The sequence below is a fragment of the Halorubrum sp. T3 genome (assembly GCF_000296615.1).
GTDB classification, from domain to species: Archaea; Halobacteriota; Halobacteria; order Halobacteriales; family Haloferacaceae; genus Halorubrum; species Halorubrum ruber.
On the sequence record NZ_JH815330.1, the window covers coordinates 771442 to 794282 of the forward strand.

Annotated in this window: 22 protein-coding genes; 12 read left to right on the plus strand and 10 right to left on the minus strand. The window is 69.8% G+C overall.

Translation table 11 applies throughout. The features are described from left to right. Positions 1 to 23: 23 nt before the first annotated feature. The 3 genes from B378_RS0112970 to B378_RS0112980 form a co-directional block, all read right to left on the minus strand. Positions 24 to 1184, minus strand: coding sequence for an acyl-CoA dehydrogenase family protein (locus B378_RS0112970; protein ID WP_017344201.1), 1161 nt, complete (start codon positions 1182 to 1184; stop codon positions 24 to 26). 160 nt (positions 1185 to 1344) lie between these two features. Then, entirely contained in the window at positions 1345 to 2565 is a 1221-nt protein-coding gene (locus B378_RS0112975; RefSeq protein WP_017344202.1) for a mandelate racemase/muconate lactonizing enzyme family protein, read from the minus strand. A gap of 36 nt (positions 2566 to 2601) precedes the next feature. Further along, positions 2602 to 3711 (minus strand): mandelate racemase/muconate lactonizing enzyme family protein, encoded by a 1110-nt coding sequence (locus tag B378_RS0112980; RefSeq protein ID WP_017344203.1) that lies wholly within the window; start codon positions 3709 to 3711, stop codon positions 2602 to 2604. 111 nt (positions 3712 to 3822) lie between these two features. Here B378_RS0112980 and B378_RS0112985 point away from each other — a divergent pair, with 111 nt between their 5' ends. The 8 genes from B378_RS0112985 to B378_RS0113020 all read left to right on the plus strand — a co-directional run bounded on the left by B378_RS0112985 (position 3823) and on the right by B378_RS0113020 (position 11366). Further along, positions 3823 to 5139, plus strand: coding sequence for a DUF362 domain-containing protein (locus tag B378_RS0112985; protein WP_017344204.1), 1317 nt, complete (start codon positions 3823 to 3825; stop codon positions 5137 to 5139). 108 nt (positions 5140 to 5247) lie between these two features. Then, complete coding sequence (locus B378_RS0112990; protein ID WP_017344205.1) at positions 5248 to 6036, plus strand: SDR family oxidoreductase; 789 nt, start codon at positions 5248 to 5250, stop codon at positions 6034 to 6036. After that, positions 6033 to 6380 carry a cupin domain-containing protein gene (locus tag B378_RS0112995; protein WP_017344206.1) on the plus strand — a complete coding sequence of 116 codons (348 nt, stop codon included), beginning with the start codon at positions 6033 to 6035 and terminating at the stop codon, positions 6378 to 6380. Before B378_RS0112990 ends, B378_RS0112995 begins: the two co-directional genes overlap by 4 nt. Before the next feature lie 21 nt (positions 6381 to 6401). After that, complete coding sequence (locus tag B378_RS0113000) at positions 6402 to 7223, plus strand: fumarylacetoacetate hydrolase family protein (RefSeq protein ID WP_017344207.1); 822 nt, start codon at positions 6402 to 6404, stop codon at positions 7221 to 7223. A gap of 54 nt (positions 7224 to 7277) precedes the next feature. Further along, positions 7278 to 7706 (plus strand): universal stress protein, encoded by a 429-nt coding sequence (locus tag B378_RS0113005; protein WP_017344208.1) that lies wholly within the window; start codon positions 7278 to 7280, stop codon positions 7704 to 7706. Between the two features lie 173 nt (positions 7707 to 7879). Then, on the plus strand, positions 7880 to 8992 hold the full coding sequence (locus B378_RS0113010; RefSeq protein WP_017344209.1) for a TAXI family TRAP transporter solute-binding subunit: 1113 nt from the start codon (positions 7880 to 7882) through the stop codon (positions 8990 to 8992). A gap of 155 nt (positions 8993 to 9147) precedes the next feature. After that, positions 9148 to 11139, plus strand: coding sequence for a TRAP transporter fused permease subunit (locus B378_RS0113015; protein ID WP_017344210.1), 1992 nt, complete (start codon positions 9148 to 9150; stop codon positions 11137 to 11139). Beyond that, on the plus strand, positions 11136 to 11366 hold the full coding sequence (locus B378_RS0113020) for a hypothetical protein (RefSeq protein WP_017344211.1): 231 nt from the start codon (positions 11136 to 11138) through the stop codon (positions 11364 to 11366). Before B378_RS0113015 ends, B378_RS0113020 begins: the two co-directional genes overlap by 4 nt. Positions 11367 to 11626: 260 nt before the next feature. On the opposite strand, the gene B378_RS0113025 is transcribed toward B378_RS0113020, so the two are convergent. Then, positions 11627 to 12544, minus strand: coding sequence for a hypothetical protein (locus tag B378_RS0113025; protein WP_017344212.1), 918 nt, complete (start codon positions 12542 to 12544; stop codon positions 11627 to 11629). Positions 12545 to 12651: 107 nt separating this feature from the next. After that, positions 12652 to 13521, minus strand: coding sequence for a CheF family chemotaxis protein (locus tag B378_RS0113030; protein WP_017344213.1), 870 nt, complete (start codon positions 13519 to 13521; stop codon positions 12652 to 12654). Positions 13522 to 13783: 262 nt separating this feature from the next. Between B378_RS0113030 and fer the strand changes: the two genes are divergently transcribed. The 3 genes from fer (at position 13784) to B378_RS0113045 (ending at position 16034) form a co-directional block, all read left to right on the plus strand. Then, the gene (gene fer / locus B378_RS0113035; RefSeq protein WP_004596710.1) at positions 13784 to 14173 is read left to right on the plus strand and encodes a ferredoxin Fer; all 390 of its coding nucleotides are present in this window, start codon (positions 13784 to 13786) and stop codon (positions 14171 to 14173) included. Between the two features lie 218 nt (positions 14174 to 14391). Beyond that, positions 14392 to 14802: an Htur_1727 family rSAM-partnered candidate RiPP gene (locus B378_RS0113040; protein ID WP_017344214.1), complete on the plus strand. Its 411-nt coding sequence runs from the start codon at positions 14392 to 14394 to the stop codon at positions 14800 to 14802. Then, positions 14799 to 16034, plus strand: a complete 1236-nt coding sequence (locus B378_RS0113045) for a TIGR04347 family pseudo-SAM/SPASM protein (protein WP_017344215.1) — start codon at positions 14799 to 14801, stop codon at positions 16032 to 16034. The genes B378_RS0113040 and B378_RS0113045 overlap by 4 nt, the downstream gene beginning before the upstream one ends. Before the next feature lie 18 nt (positions 16035 to 16052). On the opposite strand, the gene B378_RS0113050 is transcribed toward B378_RS0113045, so the two are convergent. Together B378_RS0113050 and B378_RS0113055 are read right to left on the minus strand one after the other, a co-directional pair. Further along, positions 16053 to 16661, minus strand: coding sequence for a helix-turn-helix domain-containing protein (locus tag B378_RS0113050; protein ID WP_017344216.1), 609 nt, complete (start codon positions 16659 to 16661; stop codon positions 16053 to 16055). Positions 16662 to 16763: 102 nt separating this feature from the next. Then, positions 16764 to 17822, minus strand: coding sequence for a hypothetical protein (locus B378_RS0113055; RefSeq protein WP_017344217.1), 1059 nt, complete (start codon positions 17820 to 17822; stop codon positions 16764 to 16766). A 251-nt stretch (positions 17823 to 18073) separates the two neighbouring features. Between B378_RS0113055 and B378_RS0113060 the strand changes: the two genes are divergently transcribed. Further along, a complete protein-coding gene (locus B378_RS0113060) occupies positions 18074 to 18907 on the plus strand; it encodes a geranylgeranylglycerol-phosphate geranylgeranyltransferase (protein WP_017344218.1) in 834 nt (277 codons plus the stop codon). Between the two features lie 91 nt (positions 18908 to 18998). On the opposite strand, the gene yciH is transcribed toward B378_RS0113060, so the two are convergent. Genes yciH through B378_RS0113075 form a run of 3 tightly spaced genes read right to left on the minus strand, consistent with a single transcriptional unit; the run spans position 18999 to position 22822 of the window. After that, positions 18999 to 19292 (minus strand): stress response translation initiation inhibitor YciH, encoded by a 294-nt coding sequence (gene yciH, locus B378_RS0113065; RefSeq protein WP_004596695.1) that lies wholly within the window; start codon positions 19290 to 19292, stop codon positions 18999 to 19001. 54 nt (positions 19293 to 19346) lie between these two features. Further along, positions 19347 to 21632 (minus strand): transglutaminase domain-containing protein, encoded by a 2286-nt coding sequence (locus B378_RS0113070; RefSeq protein WP_017344219.1) that lies wholly within the window; start codon positions 21630 to 21632, stop codon positions 19347 to 19349. Then, a complete protein-coding gene (locus B378_RS0113075) occupies positions 21629 to 22822 on the minus strand; it encodes a DUF58 domain-containing protein (protein ID WP_017344220.1) in 1194 nt (397 codons plus the stop codon). The genes B378_RS0113070 and B378_RS0113075 overlap by 4 nt, the downstream gene beginning before the upstream one ends. Positions 22823 to 22841: the final 19 nt, after the last annotated feature.

Below are 22841 nucleotides of genomic sequence, written 5' to 3' on the forward strand. Positions count from 1 at the left end.
AAAACGGGGAGAGCCGTCCGGAACTATTGGTACGCCTGGATCCCGGTGAGGTCCTCGCCGAGGATCAGGGTGTGGATGTCGTGGGTGCCCTCGTAGGTGTACACCGTCTCCATGTTCGTCATGTGGCGCATCGGCGAGTAGTCCGCGGTGATCCCGTTGCCGCCGAGCATCTCCCGGGCGATCCGCGACTGGTCGCGGGCGGTGCGGACGTTGTTCCGCTTCGCCATCGAGACGTGTTGCGGCCGCATCTCGCCCGCCTCCTTGAGGTCCGCGAGCCGGTGCGCGAGCAGCTGGGCCAGCGTGATCTGCGTCGCCATCTCCGCGAGCTTCTCCTGTTGCATCTGGAAGCCGCCGATCGGCTTCCCGAACTGCTCGCGGTCGGTGGCGTACTCGCGTGCCACCTCGAAGCAGTCCGCCGCCGCGCCGACCGCGCCCCACGCGATGCCGTAGCGGGCCTGCGTCAGGCACGACAGCGGGCCCTTCATTCCCTCGACGTCGGGGAGGCGGTTCTCCGCCGGGACGCGGACGTTCTGGAGGCTGATCTCGCCCGTGATCGACGCCCGGAGACTGAGCTTCTCGTCGATCTTGTTCGTCGTGACGCCGTCGCGGTCGGTCTCAACGAGGAAGCCGCGGACCGGCGTTCCCTCCTCGCCGTGGTCCTTCGCCCAGACGACCGCGACGTCCGCGATCGGGGAGTTCGTGATCCACGTCTTCGAGCCGTTCAGGACGTACTCGTCGCCGTCGGGCTCGGCCATCGTCTCCATCGCCGAGGGGTTCGAGCCGTGCTCCGGCTCCGTGAGTCCGAAACAGCCGACCGCCTCGCCAGCGCCGAGCTTCGGGAGCCACTCCTCTTTCTGCTCGTCGCTGCCGAACGCGTGGATCGGGTACATCACTAAGGCGCCTTGGACGCTCGCCATCGACCGGAGCCCCGAGTCGCACGCCTCCAACTCGCGCATCAGGAGCCCGTAGGCCGTCTCGCTGACGTTCGGGAGGCCGTACCCGGCGAGGTTCGGCGCATAAAAGCCCATCTCGCCCATCTTCGGGATGAGCTCCGTGGGGAACGTGCCCTCGATCCAGTGGTCCCCCATGTCCGGGACCTCGCCGTCGACGAACGATCGCGCGGAGTCGACGAGCAGGCGCTCCTCCTCGGACAGGGTCGACTCCATGTCGAAGTAATCCAGCATACGATCGCTTGCGATCCCAAGGATAAATAAGTATAGTTGTGTCGGTCACTCGACCGAAATCGGCGGTCTCGTCAGTCGATTGAACGGATCCGAGGGCCCGCCGTCCGAGCGCGGGCCGCGCCGCCACCGTGGCCGAACAGATATTCCGGCCGAGAGCGCCTCAGTCCCAGCCGTCGGTCCCGTCGAGGAGGTGCTCCTCGACGACGGCCTCGTCGAGTTCGATCCCGAGCCCGGGCGCCTCCGGCACCGCGATGCGGCCGTCCTCGATCAGCGGCTCGTCGCGCGCCAGCAGGTCGTCCCACCAGTCGACCTCCAGCGCGTGGTACTCCAAGAGGTCGAAGTTCGGCGTCGCGGCGCCGAGGTGGACGCACGCCATCGTCCCGACCGGGCTACAGACGTTGTGCGGCGACATCGGCATGTAGTTCTCCTCCGCGCGGTCGGCGATCCGCATCGTCTCCGTGAGCCCGCCGACGGTCGTCGGGTCGGGGGTGACGATGTCGACGCCGTGGTCGTAGATCAGGTCCGACAGCTCGAACACGCGGAAGCGGTTCTCGCCGGTCGCGACCGGGGTCCGCGTCGCCCTCGTCACCTCCTTCTGGGCGTCCATGTTCTCCGGCGGGATCAGGTCCTCTAACCACATCAAGTCGAACTCCGCGAGCTCGTCGGCGAGCCGCTTCGCGCTCTCGACGGAGTAGTCCCAGTGGCAGTCGAAGGCGAGGTCGACGTCGTACCCGATCTCCTCGCGCACGGCCGCGACGATCTCTTTCTTCTCGCGGATCGCCGCGTTCGTCAAGCGCCCGTTGTACGGGTCGTTCTCGTTGTCGGCCGGGAGGTCGAGGTCGAACTTCAGCGCGGAGAATCCCATGTCGGTGACGCGGGCGGCCTCGGCGGCGTACGCCTCGGGGGAGTACGCCTCGGCGTCGGCGTAGGCAGTCGCCCCGTCCTCGACCGCGTACGCCTCGCCGGCGTGGCAGTCGCAGTAGAGCCGCACCTCGTCGCGGTACTTCGAGCCGAGCAGCTGGTAGACGGGGAGCCCGAGGATCTTCCCCGCCGCGTCGAGCAGGGCGATCTCGATGCCGGAGGCTGCGGTGACGACCTTCCCGGTCGTGCCGCCGTGGCCGGACATCTCCTGGAAGATGTAGCGCACCAATCGCTCGACGTCGAGCGGGTTCTCGCCGACGAGGAACCGGTTCGTGTACTCGACGAGCTCCGGGACGCCGCCGCCGCGGTACGCCTCACCGATCCCGGTGACGCCGGCGTCCGTCTCCACTTTGATCAGGTTCCACTCGAAGTTCCCCTCGACGACGCAGGCGTCGAGGCCGGTGATCTGTACGTCTCGGTCCGGGTCGCGGGTGTCGATCTGGTCTGAGTAGTCTCGCATGTGTGGTGGTGTTTGTATTTCGCTGGTATTGCCGAGTCAGTCGTCTCTGAACCGCTCCAACGCGTCCTTATCGAGTGGCACGCCGTGGCCGGGGCGGTCGGGCAGGTCGATGGTACCGTCGTCGCCGGGCTTCACCGGGTCGGCGACCACGTCGTCGAACGCCTTCACGTCCATGTCGCGGTAGAAGTACTCCACCCAGAGCCCGTTCTCGATGGCCCCGAGCAGAGAGGCGTGGATGTTCCAGTTGTAGTGGGGCGCGATCTGGATGTCGTACGCCGAGGCGTGGTTCGCGATCTTCAGCCACTCCGTGACGCCGCCGCAGACGGTGACGTCGGGCTGGAGGATCGTCGCCGCGCCGGTGTCCGCGAGCCGAGCGAAGTTGTGGCGCGTCCCCTCTAACTCGCCGGTGGCGACCGGGTAGTCGAGCCCGTCGTTCACCTCGGCCATCGTGTCGACGCGGTCGATCATCACGGGTTCCTCGATGAAGTACGGGTCGTACGGCGCGAACGCGCGGCAGTTGCGGAGCGCCTCGGTGCTGGACTCCCAGACGCCGTTGGCGTCGAGCAGCAGGGTGCGGTCGTCGCCGATCTCGTCGCGCACGGCGGCGACGCGCTCGGCCTCTTCGTCGGCCGAGAGGCGGCCGACCTTCATCTTCACGACGTCGTGGCCCTCGTTGAGGTAGCGCCGCATCTCGCCGCGGAGCGCCTCGTGGCCCTTGTCGTCGCGGTAGTAGCCGCCACTGGCGTACGACGGCACCGACTCGGCGTGGCCGCCGAGCAGCTTGTGAAGCGGCATGTCGGCGGCCTTCGCCTTCACGTCCCAGAGCGCGATGTCGACCGTCGAGATGGCGCGCAAGAAGAGGCCTGTCCGGCCGATCTGGACGTTCCCCTCGTACATCTCGTGCCACAGGCGCTCGGTGTCGCGGGGGTCCTCGCCGACGAGCAGCGGTTCGAGCAGCGACTCGACCGCGTCGGCGATGAGGCCGGCCCCCTCGTACCCCAGCGAGTAGCCGACCCCCTCGTGGCCGGTGTCCGTCCGCACGTACGTGATCGCGTGGTCCCGGTAAGTCAGCGTCCGGTTGGAGAAGGAGACGGGAGACCCCAGCGGTAACTTGATCGGGAACGACTCGACTTCGGTTATCTGCATGCGTGGTGCGGCGTCACACGGGTACAAGTAGACCGCTGTATCGGCAATGCTCTCGGTCGCGGCTCGTGTTCCCACCCGCAGCTTTTGTACCGGCGGCGCGAGGGCCCCCACATGGAGTTCCCCGACCGATCCGACGTGGACGGGCTCATCGACCCGCAGCCGCTTCCGGAGTTCGCGCGGGTGCGGTACGAGCCGCGGACGGAGCGCCTCGACGACCCCGTCGGGGCGGCCCGCGAGTCGCTCGACGCGCTCGACCTCGGCGACCTCCCGGCCGGCGCGACCGTGGCCGTCGGGGTCGGCAGCCGCGGCATCGATCGCATCGACGAGGTCGCGGCGGCGGTCGTCGACGAGGTCGCCGAGCGCGGCTTCGACCCGGTCGTCGTGCCCGCGATGGGCAGCCACGGCGGCGCGACCCCCGAGGGGCAGCGCGAGGTGCTGGCGGCGCTCGGGATCACGGAGGAGTCCGTCGGCGCGCCGATCGACGCGCGCATGGCGGCCGAGGAGCTGGCGACGGTGAGCGTGGGCGACGTCGACCTGCCGGTGTACTTCTCCGAGGCGGCGCTCGCGGCCGACGCCGTGCTCGTGGTGAACCGCGTGAAGGCCCACACCAACTTCACCGGGCCGATCGAGAGCGGGCTCGCGAAGATGACCGTCGTCGGACTCGGCAAGCAGCGCGGCGCGAAGTCGTTCCACTCGACGGCGATCGCCGAGGGGTACGTCGAGACGCTGACGGCGGCGCTCGACGTGATCGAGCGCGAGACCCCGATGATCGGCGGGATCGCGCTCGTCGAGAACTTCGAAGAGGAGACCGGCCACGTCGAGGCCGTCCCCGCGGGCTCGTTCCTCGACCGCGAGCCGGAGCTGCTGGAGCGCGCCTACGACGAGATGCCGACGCTGCCGATCGACGACATAGACCTGCTCGTCGTCGACGAGATCGGCAAGGAGATCTCGGGCGCCGGGATGGACACGAACGTCATCGGTCGCTACCGCGTCCTCAACGCGCCCGACCCCGAAACGCCGGACATCGACCTCATCTACGTGCGTGGCCTGACCGAGGCGACGAAGGGGAACGGCAACGGGATCGGGCTGGCCGACCTCACTCGGAAGCGCGCGGTCGACCAGCTCGACCTGAAGAAGACGTACGCGAACGCGCTCACGAGCGGGTCGCTCGCGAAGTCGAAGCTCCCCGTGGTGGCGCCCGACGACGAGTTCGCGCTCCGGACCGCGCTGGCGGCGCTGGGCGGGTACGACCCCGAGACGGTCCGGATCGTCTGGATCCGGAACACGCAGGACCTCGGCGAGTTCCGCGTCTCCGAGGCCGTGGTCGACGACCTCCCCGAGGCGGCGGAAGTGGTCGGCCGCGAGACGGTCGGATTCGACGGCGGAACGGCGGAGATCGAGGGGTTGGCCGACGACGCGGACGCGTAGGGTCGCGTCGCCGGTCGAACCGCGCCGCTCACCCGTCGTGTCTCCTCGTCGATACCTCCAGTTGCCTCTAGGAAAACGTTTTCACCCGATACGCGGAACCGATAGGGTATGGACCTACAGATCGACGGGAACGCGGCCCTCGTCACGGCGTCGTCCAGCGGACTCGGCAAGGCATCGGCGAAGGCGCTCGCCCGCGAGGGCGTCGACGTCGTCATCAACGGCCGCGACGAGGAGCGGCTGGCGGACGCGAAAGAGGAGGTCGAGGCGGTCGCGACCGGCGAGGTCGTCGCCCACTCCGCCGACCTCACCGACGCAGACGAGGTCGCGGCCTTGGTGGAGGCGACCGTCGACGAGTTCGGCACGATCGACCACCTCGTGACGAGCGCGGGCGGTCCGCCCTCGGGCGCGTTCCTCGACACCGACGATGAGGACTGGCAGCACGCGTACGACCTGCTCGTGATGAGCGTCGTTCGCCTGGCGCGAGAGTCGTATCCCCACCTCAAGGAGGGCGACGGCGGCACCATCGTCAACATCACCTCCCGCAGCGTGAAGGAGGCCATCGACAGCCTCGTGCTGTCGAACTCGGTCCGGATGAGCGTCATCGGGTTAGAGAAGACCCTCTCGAAGGAGTTCGCGCCGGAGGTACGCGCGAACGCCGTCCTGCCGGGCCCGCACGAGACGAGCCGGATCCGGGACCTCGTCGAGGCCGCCGTCGAGCGCGGCGACTACGACTCCTACGAGGAGGGGCTCGACGACTGGGCGCAGAACCCGCTCGGGCGCATCGGCGACCCGATGGAGCTCGGTAACACGGTCGCGTTCCTCTCGTCGCCGAAGTCGGGGTACGTCAACGGCACCGCCCTCCCCATCGACGGGGGATCGACCGGAGCGAACCTATGAAGCCGGTCGCGTTCGACGAGGCGGAGACGTACGAGCCCGACGAGGGGTGGCGGCGCGTGTCGATGGCGGGCAGCGACCGCTTCTCCTTCGAGTGGTTCGAGAAGCCGCCGGGGCACAGCTCCCCGATGCACGACCACGAGAACGAGCAGGTGTGCCTCTGTCTGGAGGGCGAGCTGACCGTCGTCTCCGAGGACGACGAGGTCACGCTACAGAAGAACGACTCCGTCCTCTTGGAGTCGAACGAGCCCCACAGGGTCGAGAACACCGGCGACGAGCGCGCGGTCGGCCTCGACGTGTTCGCGCCCGGGCGCTCGTTCGACTTCTGGACGGACCGGGAGGAGTGAGATGAACGGAGCCACCTCGCAATGAAGTATCTTGCGCGCACGGCGACCGGCGAGCCCCTCCTCGGCGGCGAGGACGGGTACGTCCCCCTTGACGCCGTCGAGCCGGACCTGAAGACGGTCGGCGACGCGCTCCCGCGGGCTGCCGCGGGCGACCTCGGTGACGTGGCCGACGCGACCGCGGACCCCGTCCCGGCGGCGGACGTGTCCTTCGGCGCGCCCCTGGAGTCGTTCGGGAAGCTGTGGGGGATCGGCCTGAATTACGAGGAACACGCCGGCGACCTCGACGAGCAGCGCCCCGAGGAGCCGGCGAGCTTCATGAAGCCGCGGTCGGTCCTGACCGGCCCCGGCGGGCCGATCCGCCTGCCGCCGGAGTCGCAGAGCGAACGGGTGACCGCCGAGGCCGAGCTGGCGGTCGTGATGGGCCGAACCTGTCGGAACGTCGACGAGGGCGAGGTCGACGACGTGATCGCGGGCTTTCTCCCCGTGATCGACATGACCGCCGAGGACGTGCTCCAGCGGAACCCGCGCTTCCTCACGCGGGCGAAGAGCTACGACACGTTCCTCGTCCCCGGCGCCGCGCTCGCGGTACCGGAAGGGCCGGTCGACCTCGACGAGCTCTCGGTGCGGACCGAGGTCAACGGGGACGTGCGAGCCGAAAACGAGATCCGGAACATGCTGTTCCCGCCGGCGGAGATCGTCTCGTTCCACTCCGACGTGATGACGCTGGAGCCGGGCGACCTCTTCAGCACCGGCACGCCCGGCGCGGCGCCCATCGACCCCGGCGACGAGGTGCGGGCGGTCGTCGAGTCGATCGGGTCCGTCACTGCGCCGGTGACGCGGTAGGCGGCCGGCGCCCCCGCAGCTACTTTTATTACCTCGTTTCGGGAAGGGACGGGTATGTACCGGGTACTGGTGCCGGTCGGCGGAGAGACCGAACACGCGCCGGCCGCCGCGGACGCGGTCGCGTCGCTTCCGAACGCCGCCGACGAGGTCGAGGCGGTGCTGCTCAACGTCTACGAGGGGTTCGAGGTCAGCGGCGAGGGGGGCCGCGTCGACTCCGAGGACGTGTGGAACGAGGAGAACTACCCCGAGGCCGTCGCCGCCGTCGAGGACCGGCTGGCGGCGGCCGGGGTCGAAACGTCGAAGCGGCGCGAACACGGCGACCCCGCGGAGACGATCCTCGAGGTCGCCGAGGAGCTCGACGTCGATAACATCACGATGAGCGGGCGGCGCCGGAGCCCGACCGGCAAGATGCTGTTCGGGAGCACGACGCAGTCGGTGCTGCTCGGAGCGGACCGACCGGTGACGGTCATCCTCGAGGAGTAGCTCCCCCCGGCGCGGTCTCCTCGGCGGGTGGCCGGCTCCGGTGGTGGGTGCTTCAACGGGTGACGCGTTCCGGCGACTTGTTCGCTGATCGTCATTATAATGAATATTCCTTCGGTTTGAACTGAAACAAACAGGCACATTGTTAATGATCGACCGGGTGTACTCTGTTGAGTATGTCCGAGAACTCAATCGATCGGCGGAAGTTCCTGTACGGTACCGGCGCGGTAGGTGTCACCGGACTGGCCGGCTGTAGCGGCAACGGCGGTGACGGAGGAGACGGCTCCGACGGCTCCGACGGTTCGGACGGATCTGACGGCTCCGACGGCTCCGACGGCGGCAGCCAGGACCTCACGCTGCGCGTCGGCACGTCCGCCGGCGGGACGCAGGACGTCGGCCTCGCCGTCGAGCGCGCGGTGAGCCAAGAGAGCGACTCCCTGAGCTACTCGACCATCGAGAGCCCGGGATACATCGGGACGATCCGGCGGATGGCGAACAACCAGTTCAACGCCGGGATCACCGACAACAACTCGCTGTCGAAGGCGCTTGACGAGACCGGCGCGTTCTCCGAACAGCCCGTCGAGCGCATCCCGCAGTACGGGTTCTACGCGTTCCCGTACGCCATCTACATCATCGCTCGCGACGGCACGGGGATCGAGACCTTCGACGACCTCGCCGGCGCGAACGTCTATCCCGCCGAGCCGGGGTACTCGACGCGCGCGACGACGCTCGACGTCTGGTCGCAGGAGCCGACGGCCGACATCTATGACCAGATGAACATCCAGAACATGGGCGTCGACTCCGCGCCCGGCGCGTTCGAGGAGGGGACGATCGACGCCAGTATCGCGTACGGGACGCCCGGCGTGCGGTACACCGGATTCGTCCAGGAGATCGCCTCCCGTACCGACATCCACTACGTCGAGCCGACGGACGCGCTCCGCGAGTCCGCAGAGTCGTACCCCGGCGCCGGGTTCGGCACCACGAGCTACGACGACTGGCCCATCGCGGACACCGACATCGGCACGGACGAGGTGTTCCACTGGAACCTCGAGGTCAACTACACGTTCAACCCCGAGGCGAACCCGGACGCCGTCTACGAGCTGTGCCGCGTCGTCGACGAACACAACGACACGGTTAACGAGGGCGAAGAGCAGTTCAACGACTTCGAGTCCACCGCGGACATGCTCGGGTCGGCCCGCGAGAACATCCCGGTCCACCGCGGCGCCGTGCAGTACTACCGGGACAACGACGCGTGGGACGACAGCCTGACCGAAGGCGACAGCGCCTGATCGGCCGGGAAACCGGCTTTCCTCCCCGTTCACCGCGGTGTACCGATCAGTAATTTAAAATCATCGAACACGCAACCGACAACTCAGACACCAACCATGATACTATCAACCACGCCCGGGCGACCGACCAGCCTCTCTGACGTACTCCAGCGCCAATGAGTACGGACACGGCTTCGACGGAATCCGAGTCCGGGCTCCTTCGAGGGCTCAACGTCACGGTCACGGCGGCTGCGCTGCTGTTCTGGGCCGGCGTCCTCTACTGGGCGCAGACGCAGGCGATCTCGCAGGTGCGGTTCGCCACCGCATTCGTCGGCGGCATCCTGACCGTGTACGCGCTCAACGAGACCCGGCTCGCCATCGCGGACGGCGACTGGATCGACGGCGCCGTGCTGATCCCCGCGTCGCTGGCGCTGATGACCGCGTCGGCGTTCTTCGCGGTTAACTTCCAAGACGTGTACCTCCAGCGGCAGGGGTACGCGCTCGAACACGAGTACATGCTCGCGCGGCTCGTCGTCCTCTCGCTGATGTACCTCACGTGGCGCGAGTTCGGGAACGTGTTCCTCGGGCTCGTCTTCGCCGTGTTCGGGTACGCGATGTACGGGAATCTCGTCCCCGGCGTGCTGGGTCACGCGGGGATGAACCAGGCGACGCTGCTTCAGGCGACGGTCACAGACCTGTACGGGTTCTACGGGAGCCTGACGCAGATCACCGCCTCGTGGATCGCGCCGTTCCTACTGTACGCCGGACTGCTGTTCGCGTACGGCGCGTTCGACCTCATCCTGCGGGTCGCGATCGTGGCCGCGAAGTACATCGAGTCGGGGATCGCGCAGACCGCGGTGCTCTCCTCGGCGGTCATCGGCTCGATCAACGGCTCGTACACCGCCAACGCGGCGATGACGGGCTCGTTCACCATCCCGACGATGCAGGAGGCCGGGATGAAGGGGCACCGCGCGGCCGGCATCGAGGCGGTCGCCTCCACCTCCGGGCAGGTCCTCCCGCCGGTGATGGGGGCGTCCGCGTTCGTGATGGCGTCGTACCTCGGGGTGCCGTACCTCGACATCGTCGTCGCCGGCCTCGTCCCGGCCGCTATCTTGGTCGTCTCCATCTCCATCGCGGTCCACTACCTCGCCATCTCGGACTCCAGCAGTCAGGACATGGAGTTCTCCGAGTTCTTCGACGAGCGGCTGTCGACGGAGAAGAAGGTGTTCGAGGCGATCCGCTTCGGCGTTCCGTTCGGGATCCTCATCTACCTGCTCGGGATTGCCCAGTACACCGTGATGACGTCCGCGCTGTACACGGTGGTCGCGATGATGATCACGGGGACGTTCATGCCGCCGCTCCAGCGGCTGGTCGACAGCTCGGGCACCAGTCCGGTCGGCGAACTCGTCACGCAGGTAAAAAACACCGTTCACGGGATCCGCCGCGGCGCGATCATCCTGGCGCCGATCGCGATCATCCTCGTCGTCATCAGCGGCGTCGTGAACCTCTTCAGCACGACGGGGATCCCGGCGAAGATCGCGCTGCTGCTCATCAACATCTCGGGCGGCGTGCTGCTGTTCGCGGTGCTGCTCGGGATGGGGGTCGCGATCCTGATGGGGGTCGGCATGCCGACGGTGGCCGCCTACGTCATCGTGGCCATCCTCATCGTCCCGACCTTCGTCTCCGACTTCAACGTCCCGGCGATCACCGCCCACTACACGATGTTCTACGCGGCGATCCTCGCGGGGATCACGCCGCCGGTGGCGACCGCGGCGGTAATCGCGGCCGGGATCGCGGAGGCGAACTTCTGGCGGACCTGCGGGGCGGCGATCCGGATCGCCGCGCCGCTTTTCGTCCTCCCGGTCGCGTTCGTCTACAACCCCGGCCTGATCTCGATGGACGTCGGCGCGTACACGCTGTACGTCGGGCTGCTCGTCCTGCTGGGCGCCGTGACGATCATCTACGGGCTGAACTACCCGTTCAAGATGCGTCCCGGTCGGAAGATCGGCGCGCGAGCACTGCTCGCGACGCTCGGCGTGCTGATCATGGTGTACCCGAGCAATCTCGCGAAGATCGCCGGCATCGCGGCCTTCGCCGCGGTCTTCGTCGCGGAAAAGGTGATGATCCGCGGTCTCACGCTGCCGTTCGGCAGGGGGGCGAGCCAATGAGCGACGACTCCCCCGAGTCGATCGCCGAGGAGTCCGCACAGCAGGCCGGCGGACTCGACGAGATCATCCCGGAACCGCTGCTGCCGGTGTGGAACCAGGTGGAGAAGGTCCAGGCGTTCCGCCGGACCCACGGGTCGAAGTACGTCGGCGCGCTCGAACTGCTCACCGCGCTCGCGCTCACCGGCGGCTACGTCTGGTGGCTCCTCATCTACCTCGAACTGCTGTGAGGTCGCCGGCGGCGCCGCCTCGCCGCCTCGGCTCTTTTTCCTGACCGTTCGACCGATCCCGGAACGTTCGCCCTCGACTCGCCGAATCGCGATCGACCTCGGGCTGCCGAATCCCGATCGGCCTCGACTCGTCGAACGGCGTTTCGCCTCGCGTCCGCGGGCCGTTCGCTCGACCGCGTAGCGGGAGGCTACCGTGCGAGCGCAGGAAAGCGACGATGTCTGAGAAACGAACGCAGGGAAAGGGTGGGGCCGCGACCGAGTCAGCGCCCGCCGTCGGTCATCGCGACCGGCTCGTCCGCGTCGACATCGCCGGGCGCCTCCGCGGCGGACTCGTCGCTCGACGCGGGGTCGGCCGCGGTGTCCGTGACGCCGAACTCCGTCCAGAGGGTGGCGACGACGATCGCGTACGCGACGAGGTCGTAGTGGACCGCCCCCTCCAGCCCGGTGAACGCGGTGAGGGTACTGTATCCGTACAGCGCGACAACCCCCCCGACGAACGCGGCCTCGTTGGTGAACCGGCCGTCGCGCACGGCGGCGGTCGCGCGGCGGATCGTCGGGCCGCAGGCGACGAGGAACGCGATCCCGGAGAGCGCGCCGAGGTTGATGAAGAAGTGCGTCGTCATCGCCGAGTCGAGTATCGACTGGAGGTACTGGACCGTCACGGGGTCGTAGAACAGCCACTCGATGCGGGTCGGGTACAACACCGCGACGTACGGCGTCGCGACCATCAGGCCGAAGAGGACCGCGACCGCGACGCGGGCCGACGCGAACTGCGACGCGCGCCGCGCCTCGAACGCCTCGTCGCCGGGCGCGACGACGAGCCCGCACGACTCGAGCGTCTCGCGGAGCGCGTCCCGCGACAGCGACGGGTCGTGGTGGACGCCCACCGTCCCGTTGCGCCGCGTCGCCGAGGCGTCGCTGACGCCGTCGACGTCGCGCAGGACCGCCTCCAACTGCCTCTCGCGGCGGTCGGTGTCGATCCCGTCGACCGAGTACGTGTCGTGGTCGTGGCCCTCCGGCACGCGGGCCGTTCGCGGTCCCGAGTCGACGGCGTCGCTCGGGGGCGTCTCACCGCCGGGCGGATCGCCCTCCCCCGTCTCGCCGGGCGCGTCGATCCCTCGCTCGCGGACCACGGCGTCGAGCGGCGTCTCGCCGCCGCGGTGGTCTCTCTCTCGCATGAGAGATACCTACGGTTACAGGAGCTTGAAACTTCCCCCCGGCCGATGCGTCACGTTCGGGCCCGAACGCGCCCGGGTCCGACCCTCAATCGTGTCGCGTCCGGTCGTCAGGCGTTCACCGATTCGAGGTAGGAGCTCACGATCATCTGCCCCTTGCGGGTGAGCGCCGCCCCGCTCTCGCCGTCGGCGACGAGGCCGGCCTCCCGGAGCGTGTCGAGGATCATCGACGTCTGGGTGACGTCGCCGGTGACCACGTCGGCGATGTTCGCCTCGCCCCCCGCGGAGTAGATCGACACGAGGATCTCCAGCTGCTCTTCGGTCGGGTCGAACGAGTCGAGCTCCTCCATCGCCTCGTCGTACTCGATCTTGATGTACCGGCCGAGAATGTTGAGGGCGCGCTCGTTCGGGACGGTCGCGATCGACGAGACCGTCCGGCCGTCGGCGACGTGCCGGAACACGAGCGCGGGTCGCTTTTTCCCGCCGAGGGTGCGGTCGGTCCGCTCGTAGTCGATCACCGCGGAGAGGTCGACGGTGAACGGATCCGGGCAGTTCTCGAACCGGATCTCGCCCGGCGACACCGACACCGAGGCGCGGTGGTCGCTCGCGTCCGTGACGCGCCCGCCGACCTTCGCCGGGTGCCGAACCGTGACGGTGACGTTCCGCAGCAGGGCCTTGAACAGCAGCCTGACGAACTTGTCCATGTCCTCGGGCTCGCCCTCCACGAGCGCGGCGCGGCGCGACCCGTCGCGCTCGTACGCGACGGTGACGCTGTCGTTGAAAAACGAGCGCAGGTCGCCCGGCACGCTCCCGACGACGACGTCGAACACCCGCGAGAGCGGGACCGTCTCCTTCCCGTCGTCCGTCGCGATGACCAACCGCCGCTGGCTCAGCAGGACGCGGCCCGTCACCGGTTCGTCGGTTCCGAAACTCGCCGCGTGGACGCGGCCGACGAAGTCGGCAAGGACGGACTCCTCCATCGGAACGTACTGAGCGCCGTACGCTATTTACTGTTACCCACCTCGTATCAGTCGTGATAACGATCTGTCACTCAAGCGTCCCGGTCGGGTCAGCCCGGCGGACCTCGCCGCCGGGGCGTTCCGAACCCCACCGTCAGCGCGGTCCGAAAGCCGCCCTCGCCGCTGGGACGAGTCGAACGTGTTCGGTTCACGGCGCCCGCTCTCGAAGCGGTCGGGTGGGGAACAGCAAAGCCTAATGAGGTGGGCTCCAAATCGGCAGGTGATGCCCACAGTAGAATACCTCAACTACGAAGTGCTCGACGACCACGGCTGGTCGATGGACGACGACAACCTCTTCGAGGAGGCCGCCGACGCCGACCTCGACGCCGAGGACTACGGCACCCTCGAAGTGAACCAGGGCGAATACATCCTCGAATCGGCCGAGGCGCAGGGCTACGACTGGCCCTTCTCGTGCCGCGCCGGCGCCTGCGCGAACTGCGCGTCCATCGTCAAGGAGGGCGACATCGAGATGGACATGCAGCAGATCCTCTCCGACGAGGAGGTCGAGGAGAAGAACGTCCGCCTGACCTGTATCGGCAGCCCGGCCACCGACGAGGTCAAGATCGTCTACAACGCGAAACACCTCGACTACCTGCAGAACCGCGTCATCTGATCGGCTCTCTACTGCGGTGAAAGCCGTTCTCACGCGGGACCGCACCGCTTACGGTCCTCGCACCTCTTTCCGCTTCGGTAGCGGTGAGTCCGTCCCTCGACGACTTCTGTTACCGGAGACCGCGTCGCGCCCCCTCCGTCGCCCGAACAGGTTCGGGCGAGTTTCGCGGCCGTGAGAACGCGCGAAACCCCGTTCGGGGGACCGTCCGTATCGGGGGTATGGTCGAGAAGACGGACCGAAGCGAGGACGCGAACGGCCCCCGGTCGGCCGACGGTCGCCGGTTCGAGGTGTTCGTCCGCGAGGAGGAGTCGGACCCGCTCCGCCACGTCGGCACCGTCGCCGCGTCGACGTCCGACGTTGCGCACGAGGAGGCGAGCAAGCTGTTCGCGTGGTACGCCCGCGACGTGTGGGTGTGTCCGGCCGCGGAGGTGTCCCGCTACTCCGCGGAGTCGCTGGTTGGCGACGAGGACGAAGGGACGGAAGATTCAGCGGAGTCCGACGACGCCGACGAGCCGCGCGTCTACGAGGAGACTGAGGGGACGCCGACCGTCTCCTGCGGCGGGGCGCCGGTCGACAGCGACGGGGGCGGTGACGAGGCCGCGGAGCCGTCCGCGGAGGGGTCGCGATGATCTCCGTCAGCAAGCTGCTGTGCGGGCTCGACGCCGAGAGCGACGGGCTCCGCTACGACGCTGCCGACGGCTCGAAGGAGCCGCAGATCACGGAGGAGAAACAGCGACGTCCCGTCGTCGTCTGGAACACCACGAAGCGGTGCAACCTCTACTGCGAACACTGCTACGCGGGCGCCGACGCCGAGGGCGCCCCGAACGAGCTGTCGACCGCCGAGGGGAAGGCGCTCATCGACGACCTCGCCGAGTTCGGCGTCCCGGTCCTCCTCTTTTCCGGCGGCGAACCCCTTGTCCGCGAGGACCTCCCCGAGCTGATCGAATACGCCGACGACAGCGGGATCCGCCCGGTTCTCTCGACGAACGGCACGCTCCTCACCCGCGAGCGCGCCCGCGAACTGAAGGAGGCGGGGCTGAAGTACGCCGGCGTCTCGGTCGACGGGCTCCCCGAGCGAAACGACCGGATCCGGGGCGAGGAGGGCGCCTTCGACGCCGCGGTCCGGGGGATCGAGGCCTGCCTCGACGTCGGGCTCAAGACGGGGCTCAGATACACGATCACCGAACACAACGTCGACGACCTGGCGGGGGTCGTCGACCTGCTCGTCGACGTCGGCGTCGACCGCTTCTGCTTCTACCACCTCGACTACGGCGGCCGGGGCGCCGACATCTCTGACGTCGACCTCTCGCCCGAGGCGACCCGGAAGGCAGTCAGGGACCTCTGTGACCTCACCCGCGAGTACCACGAGCGCGGCGAGGAGATCGAGACGCTGCTCGTCGGCAACTACGCGGACGCGGGCCACCTCGTGGAGTACGCCGACCGGGAGATGGGGACCGACCGCGCGCGGCTCATTTATCAGTATCTCCGGCGCAACGGCGGCGACCCGACCGGCGAGCGCGTCGCCGACGTCGACCCCGTCGGCAACGTCCACCTCACGCAGTTCTGGCAGGGGTACTCCCCCGGCAACGTCCGCGACCGCTCGTTTGGCGCCATCTGGACCGACGAGTCGAACCCGCTCCTCGCCGGGCTCCGCGAGCGGGAGGAGCGGCTCACCGGGCGCTGCGCCGACTGCGCGTATCAGTCGATCTGCCGCGGCGGCTCGCGGCTCCGCGCGCTCTCGGCGCACGGCGATCCGTTCGCGCCCGACCCGAAGTGCTACCTCACCGACGCCGAGCGCGCCGGCGAGGAGGCGCTCGCGCGGATCGACGGCGCCGGCCGGTCAGCGCCCGCCGACGACTGAGCCGGGTCCGGGAGCCGGTCACCCTTCCGCGCCGTCGAAGACGTCCGTCACCAGCTTCGCCTGTGCGGTGCGGAGCCGCTGGGAGAGCGCGGACTTGCTGATTCCGAGCTCGTCGGCCAGTTCGCTCAGGCGGACGTCGCGGTCGTCGTCGAAGTAGCCGCGGACGACCGCGAGCTCGAGCCCGCGGCGCTGCTTCGGCGTCAGCGCGGAGAGGTCGAACGTGACCTGCTCGGTCGCGTCCGGCCCCTCGACGACCGCGAGCCGGACGAGACGCACCCGGTCGACGACCCCGCGGAGCTCCTCGACGAGCCGGCGGACGTCGGCCCGGTCGTCGACGTACGCGGTGACGAGTATCGTCCCGTCCTCGACGCGCCGGAAGTGCGGGACGTAGCCGAGCCGGCCGAACGCGTGACAGAGGCAGTCTGCGTCGACCTCGCCGGTCCCGCGGCGCACCTCGCCGTCCGGCGTCGTCACGTCGACGACGCACTCGTCGCCGACCGCGTTGACCGCGACCGCGGCGGCCTCGTCGGCCTCAGAGACGATCGGACAAGCGCGGTCGCCGGTCGGATCGACGTCGAGGTCGACCCGCAGGCGACGGTCGCCGTCGGTGCCGGCGGCGTCAGACATGTCTATCGCTACGGACGGCGTCGGTTTTACTCTTCGGCGGATTCCCGGGATCCGGCGCGGCGGTCGGCCGGTCGAGAAAAGTCGGCGGCCGTCGCCCGCGCCTCAGTCCTCTGACTCGGGGGCGGCCTCCTCGGCCGCGGGCTCCTCGGCCGCGGGCTCCTCGGCGGCGCCCGAGTCGTCCTCGCCCTCCTCGGAGCGGGCGGCGACGAGGGCGCCGCTGGCGACGCTGTACATCGGCTCGTCGGCCGAGCGTACGCCGCTGATCGAGAACGGGATGTTCGCGTCCGCGAGGTGGTCGGCGAACAGGTCCTCGAAGCCGTTCGGGCTGGAGGTACCGCCGGTGACGACGACGGGCACGTCCAGTCCCTCCTCGACGTCCTCCTCGTCGACCTCGCGGGAGATGTTCTCGATGACGTAATCGAGCAGGTTCTCGTAGTAGATGGCGAGCGCGCCCTCGACGCCGCCCACGTCGGTGCGGAAGTCGAGTTCGAAGTCGTCCTCCTTGATGCTCGTCACCTTGTCGACGGGGGTGCCCGTCGCCTGCGCGGTCTGCTCGTCGACCCAGTCGCCCCCGCGGGCGATGGAGAACTTCATGACGGGCACCGCGTAGTAGGCGAGACAGACGTTGGTCATCCCCGCGCCGAAGGAGATCCCGAGGCCGGTGAAGTTGTTGTCGGCCAGTTCGGAGTAGATGACCGCCATCCCCTCGTTGATCGGCTCGGGGTCGTACCCCATGTCGCCGAGCATCGACTCCAGCGTCTTCTCGTGGTACAGCGTCGTGAGCGGCGAGTCGATGGGATCCGCGGGGCTGGAGTAGAACAGCCGCTCGTTCGGCTTCGAGGGTTCGCCGACGACCTGCTCGGTGATCAGCTTGATCATCGGGATGGCCGACGCCTCCTCGCTGGAGAGGATGCCGTGTTGCATCGGCCGGCGGGTCTCCTTGTTGAAGATGTTCGCGAAGTTGAGGGCGTCGTCGCCGACGACGTACACCTTGTCGTCCTTCCGGATGTGGAGGACCTCGCTGCGCGAGAGCATCTGCTCGGCCATGTCGCTGTACTCGATCTCGACGAACGAGTTGCGCTGCTGTACAAACACCGTCTCCGCGCCCTCCTGCCGTCCGGAGAGGATGTTCATCGTGCCAACGTCTAAGCCCTTGGCCATATCCGGGTATTTCATTTCGGACCTGATAAACGTTCGTGGCGGACCGACCGACAACCGTCCGAGGCCGGGCGAACACCTTCGGGAGGGGACGAGGCGACCTCGCGACGATGAGATGCCCCCGCGACGACGAGACGCCCCCGCGACGACGAGACGCCCCCGCGACGACGAGACGACTGACGCCCCGTCGCCTACCGCGGCCCCCGACTGATCCCGCACCGTTTATTCCTCGCGGGCGGGAGTACGCGGACGACGTGCGAGACACGCTCCGCGGTATCGTCGAGCTCGCGCGCCTCGGCAACTGCGTCGCGGCCGGGGCCCTCACGGCCACCGGCGCGTTCGTCGCGGGCGCGAGCGGCGCCGCCCTCCCGACCGCGCTCGCGGCCGTGACCACCGCCTTCGCGGTCGCCGCGGGCAACGCGATCAACGACTACTTCGACCGCGACATCGACGCGGTCAACCGCCCCGACCGGCCGATCCCGCGGGGCGCCGTCTCGCCCCGGGGCGCGCTCGCGACCGCGACCGTCTGGTTCGCCGTCGCCGTCGCGGCCGCGGTCGCCCTCCCGCCGCTCGCGATCGCCATCGCCGCGGTGAACCTCGTCGCGCTGGTCACCTACACGAGCATTTTTAAGGGGACGCCCGGCCTCGGCAACGCCCTCGTCGCCTACCTCGTCGGCTCGACGTTCCTGTTCGGCGGGGCCGCCGTGGGGAACCCCCGCGCGGTCCTCGTCCTCGCCGCGCTCGCCGGACTCTCGACGTTCACGCGCGAGGTGATCAAAGACGTCGAGGACGTGGCCGGCGACCGCGAGGAGGGGCTCGCGACGCTTCCCATCGCGGTCGGCGAGCGCGCGGCGCTGTGGATCGGAGCGGCCGCGCTCGTCGTCGCCGTCGCTGTCAGCCCGCTGCCGTACCGCTCCGGGACGCTCGGCGCGGCGTACCTCGCGGTCGTCGCGGTCGCCGACGCGGTCATGCTGTACGCGGCCTACGAGAGCTTCTCAGACCCCGCCGCCGCGCAGCGACGGTTTAAATACGGCACCTTCCTCGCGGCGGCCGCGTTCGTCGTCGGGCGGGCCGCCGTGGTCGCGTGAGACGAGCGGCGCGGCCGCTCGCGGACGAGTAGTTCTTTAAAAAACGGTGGCAGTTCGAAGCGACGCTCGACGGCGGACGGTCAGGTGACGGTCACGCGACGTTGAAGCCCTTGTCGCGGAGGAAGTCCTCCACGCGACCCGAGTGGTTCCCCTGGAGCTCGATGGCGCCGTCCTCGACGGTGCCGCCGCAGGCGAACTTCGACTTGAGATCCGACGAGAGGGAGCTCAGGTCCACGTCCTTCGGGTCGAATCCTTCGATGACCGTTACCTCCTTACCGTACCTGCGCTCGTCGATGCGGATGCTGATCTGCTGGGACTCCTTCGCGACGTCCTCGCAGACGCAGAGTTCCTGGGGCAGTCCGCACGTCGAGCAGACTTCCGACATTACAGCCCGAATCTACAGGACGCCCATATTAAATAGTGTCGGGAAGCCCCCCGATCAGCGGACGAACCGCCCGATGAGCGGCAGTCGTTCGAGCGCGAGCCGCCGGACGGCCCGGCGGGCCGCGTCGGCCTCGTCGCGGGTCACGGATCCGGCGTACGCGGCGCGCTCGTACGCTTCCGCGACGGTCTCGACGCGCTCGTCCGCCCCGAGCGTCCGGACCGCGTCAACGTAGCGCCGCGGGGTCTCCCCCGGTCGCCGCTCGCGGTAGCGCCCGGCGAGGAGCCGTTCGAGGTCGGCGAACGCCCGCTCGGCGTCCGCCGCCGGGTCGCCGCGCCGCCGCGGGAGCGTCGGACCGATCCGTCGGCTCGCCCGGCTCGCTATCCCCGTTCGCCGGACGCCCGCGACGCCGAGGCCCGCGACGAGCAGCCAGTAGAGCGCGGTCTCCGGGTCCGGCAGCGACCCGAGCGGGCCGTCGCTCCCGCTCGACCCCGACCCCGCCGCCGGACCGGTGGTCGTCGTCGGCGCGGTGCCCGTTCGGGTCCCGTCGAGCCGCGCGATGCCGCTGGAACCGAGCGTCCCGTTGCCGCTCGTGTTCCCCGCCGTCGAGTTGTTCGTTCCCTCGGTCGTCTGCGCGCCGTCGTCGGTCGCCTCCGGATCGGTCTCGTCCGAGTCGACGTCAGTCTCAGGCGTCTGATCGGGCGCGGACGCCTCGGTGTCGACGTCTTCAGCGCCGTCGGCCCGCGCATCCGCGAGCCGGGTGTCGCGCGCCTCGTCGCGGGGCGCGGACGGGGTGGGGTCGAACGCCACCCAGCCGTGGTCGGGCACGTAGATCGACACCCATGCGTGGGCGTTCTGCCCGCGGACGACGTACTCGTCGTCGCCGACCTGCTGGCCTGAGGTGTAGCCACTCTCCATCCGCGTGGGGATCCCCTGCGACCGGAGCATCGCCGCCATCGTCGTCGCGAAGTAGACGCAGTAGCCGGCGTCCATCTCGAAGAGGAACGCGTCGGCGACGTCGCCCTCCGGTCGCTCGACGGTCAGCGAGTAGTCGTACTCCGAGCGCAGGTACGCCTCGACCGCGGCGGCCTGTTCGTACGGCGACTCCGCGTCCGCCGCGGCCGTGATCGCCTCGGTCCGCTCGCCGACCCGCTCCGGCGTGCTCTCGGGCAGCTGGGTGTACCGCTCCTCGATCGCTTCGGGGTAGTCGGTGCTGGCGTTCCGGAGCGTCGCGGGGTCGGCGTCGAGGACGCGGCTCTCGACGGTCACCGTCTCGCCCGATTCGAGCGGCTCCGCCAGCCGGAGGCTGCCGCGCTCGTCGACCTCGACCGCGCCCCCGCCGGAGGCCGCGACCGGCTTCCACGGCGCCGGGAGCGCGCTCGACTCGGTCTCCGCGGTGATCGTCACGTCGACGCTGTCGTTCGCTCCCGGCGGGCCCGGCAGCGTGTCGTTGACCGCGGACCGCTCGCCGCTCCTGACCCAGCCGTCGCCGGTGTAGGTGTCGTACGCCCCGGTGTGCCAGTTCCGCTCGACTGGGCTCTCGATCGTGTACCGCACCTCCGGGGAGAGCCGCGTGGTGCCGATCACCTCCAGCTCGTCGTCGCCGCTCAGGCTCGACTCCAGCGTCGTCGTGCCGCGGTCGAGCCCCAGCGGCGCCGCCGCGCCGGCCGGGATCACGGTGACGGTCGCGCTCGCGACGACCATCGCCGCGACCACCAGCGCGAACGTGCCCGCGTGGCCGCGGCGCCGGCTCGGCGTCGACAGCGTGGAGAGCCCCACGGCGAGCGCGAGGCCGACGACGCCGGCGACAGCGGCGCCCGTCCCGGCGTCGCCGGTGAGCACGAGGAAGCCGAGCGTCCCGCCCGCGACCGTCGCGGCCGCGACGTGGCGCCCGCGTCCCGCGAAGTAGCCGACGAGGAACGTCGGCACCGGCGCCACCGCCAGCACCCAGACGTCCGCGAGCGCCAGCCGCAACACGGAGAGCCCGGTCGACAGCGCGAGGAGGTCTAAGGCGACGCTCCGGACCGAAAACAGCGCGCGCCGGCTCGCGGGGATCGCGAGGAAGTAGCCCGCGAGCCCCGCGGCGAACAGCACCCCGGCCAGCCACAGCGCGGTCCGCTCGCCGACCGCCCGCGCCAGCGCGAGCCCGCCGACCCCCGCGAGCGCGACGACGGCCGCGGTCCGCCCCGTCCCGCCGACGACGTTCGTCACCTCGAAGAACACGGCGAGGTACGCCGCGGCGACGACCGCGACGCCGACGACCGCCGGGTCGGCCAGCCGTCGGTCGCCGCCGGCGGACTCGCCCGGAGAGAGCCGCTCTCGGACGGAGGGGCTCCGACTCACGGCGACACCACCTCCCGTCCGTCCGCCGCATCGTCGCCCCCGCCCGGACCGTTGCCGTCGCTTGCCCCGCGCTCTCCCTCCGCCTCGCGGCGCAGGTCGGCGAAGGATTCGGACCGGTCGCCCGTGCGGAACCGGGCGCCGTCCGCGTCGGCGACGATCGTCACGTCGGCCTCGTCGTCGGTCACCGCGCCCGGGCCGGTCCGCGCCGCGAGCTCCAGCACCTCTCGCCGGCCGCGGCCGCCCGGGGCCGCCGAGATGCGCCCGCCGGGCAGCCGCACGTCGACCGGGACGCCGTCGTCGAGCAGCGCCAGCGCGAGGCTCGCCGTCGCCCGCGCGAGCTCGTCGGCGGCGGCCGCGCTCGCGGAGCGGTCGGCCGCCGAGTCGTCGCCGAGAGCGCTGCCCGCGAACGGCGAGCGCTCACCGCCGCTGCGGCCGCCGCGACCGCGCGCCTCGCTGCCGCCGACCTCAGTGCCGCCCGCGATCGTCACCCGGTTCCGGGCGGTCTCGGCCGCGAACTCCTTGACGACGATCTCGTCGCGCTTGGCGGTCGTCGCCCAGTGGACGTCGCGGACCGCGTCGCCGCGGGTGTACTCCCGGAGGCGGTCGAACTCCTCGCGCTGCCGGCTCACGTCGACCGCGTCGGCCGCGTACAGCGCCCGCCGGAACCGCGTCGGGACCGGGTCGCGGGGCGGGTACACAGTCACCGTGTCGGTCTCGTCGACGACCATCTCGCGTTCGAACAGCCCGAACACGTCGGTCACGGTGAGCTCGACCGGGCCGAGCGTCCGCTCGCCGCGCTCGCGGTACGTGACGGCGTACGACACCGGCTCGGTGCCGACGGACGCACGGATCGGCGCCGTCGGCCCGTCGAGCCCCTCGTCGACGCGGACCCGGACGTCGGCGAGGAACGAGGGCCCGGCGCCGTGGTCGTCGCTGTCGCTCCGCACGGCATCGGGGCCAAACTCCAGGCGGACCTCGCGCGTCTCCCCGACGAACCCGTCGGGAGGCGTCACGTGTCGGACCGCGGGGACGTCGACGCGCGACACCTGGACGTAGCCCGCCGCGAGCGCGATGGCGACCGGGATCACGATCGCGTCGAGCGCGCGCCCGCCGGCGGCGAGCGCGCTGGCGGCCGCGACGAGGCCGACGACGACGGCGACGCGGCCCCGGCGGGTGAGTTCGGGCGTCATCTGTGCGAGGGCAGTGTCG

What these genes read in the sequence shown, in the direction of transcription:
- B378_RS0113045 (WP_017344215.1), top strand. Translation starts at nt 14,799, where the DNA reads ATGATCTCCGTCAGCAAGCTGCTGTGCGGGCTCGACGCCGAGAGCGAC.
- B378_RS0113055 (WP_017344217.1), bottom strand. Translation starts at nt 17,822, where the DNA reads ATGGCCAAGGGCTTAGACGTTGGCACGATGAACATCCTCTCCGGACGG.
- B378_RS0112985 (WP_017344204.1), top strand. Translation starts at nt 3,823, where the DNA reads ATGGAGTTCCCCGACCGATCCGACGTGGACGGGCTCATCGACCCGCAG.
- B378_RS0112970 (WP_017344201.1), bottom strand. Translation starts at nt 1,184, where the DNA reads ATGCTGGATTACTTCGACATGGAGTCGACCCTGTCCGAGGAGGAGCGC.
- B378_RS0112975 (WP_017344202.1), bottom strand. Translation starts at nt 2,565, where the DNA reads ATGCGAGACTACTCAGACCAGATCGACACCCGCGACCCGGACCGAGAC.
- B378_RS0113050 (WP_017344216.1), bottom strand. Translation starts at nt 16,661, where the DNA reads ATGTCTGACGCCGCCGGCACCGACGGCGACCGTCGCCTGCGGGTCGAC.
- B378_RS0113075 (WP_017344220.1), bottom strand. Translation starts at nt 22,822, where the DNA reads ATGACGCCCGAACTCACCCGCCGGGGCCGCGTCGCCGTCGTCGTCGGC.
- B378_RS0112995 (WP_017344206.1), top strand. Translation starts at nt 6,033, where the DNA reads ATGAAGCCGGTCGCGTTCGACGAGGCGGAGACGTACGAGCCCGACGAG.
- yciH (WP_004596695.1), bottom strand. Translation starts at nt 19,292, where the DNA reads ATGTCGGAAGTCTGCTCGACGTGCGGACTGCCCCAGGAACTCTGCGTC.
- B378_RS0113040 (WP_017344214.1), top strand. Translation starts at nt 14,392, where the DNA reads ATGGTCGAGAAGACGGACCGAAGCGAGGACGCGAACGGCCCCCGGTCG.
- B378_RS0113025 (WP_017344212.1), bottom strand. Translation starts at nt 12,544, where the DNA reads ATGCGAGAGAGAGACCACCGCGGCGGCGAGACGCCGCTCGACGCCGTG.
- B378_RS0113010 (WP_017344209.1), top strand. Translation starts at nt 7,880, where the DNA reads ATGTCCGAGAACTCAATCGATCGGCGGAAGTTCCTGTACGGTACCGGC.
- B378_RS0113000 (WP_017344207.1), top strand. Translation starts at nt 6,402, where the DNA reads ATGAAGTATCTTGCGCGCACGGCGACCGGCGAGCCCCTCCTCGGCGGC.
- B378_RS0113020 (WP_017344211.1), top strand. Translation starts at nt 11,136, where the DNA reads ATGAGCGACGACTCCCCCGAGTCGATCGCCGAGGAGTCCGCACAGCAG.
- B378_RS0112990 (WP_017344205.1), top strand. Translation starts at nt 5,248, where the DNA reads ATGGACCTACAGATCGACGGGAACGCGGCCCTCGTCACGGCGTCGTCC.
- B378_RS0112980 (WP_017344203.1), bottom strand. Translation starts at nt 3,711, where the DNA reads ATGCAGATAACCGAAGTCGAGTCGTTCCCGATCAAGTTACCGCTGGGG.
- fer (WP_004596710.1), top strand. Translation starts at nt 13,784, where the DNA reads ATGCCCACAGTAGAATACCTCAACTACGAAGTGCTCGACGACCACGGC.
- B378_RS0113015 (WP_017344210.1), top strand. Translation starts at nt 9,148, where the DNA reads ATGAGTACGGACACGGCTTCGACGGAATCCGAGTCCGGGCTCCTTCGA.
- B378_RS0113030 (WP_017344213.1), bottom strand. Translation starts at nt 13,521, where the DNA reads ATGGAGGAGTCCGTCCTTGCCGACTTCGTCGGCCGCGTCCACGCGGCG.
- B378_RS0113005 (WP_017344208.1), top strand. Translation starts at nt 7,278, where the DNA reads ATGTACCGGGTACTGGTGCCGGTCGGCGGAGAGACCGAACACGCGCCG.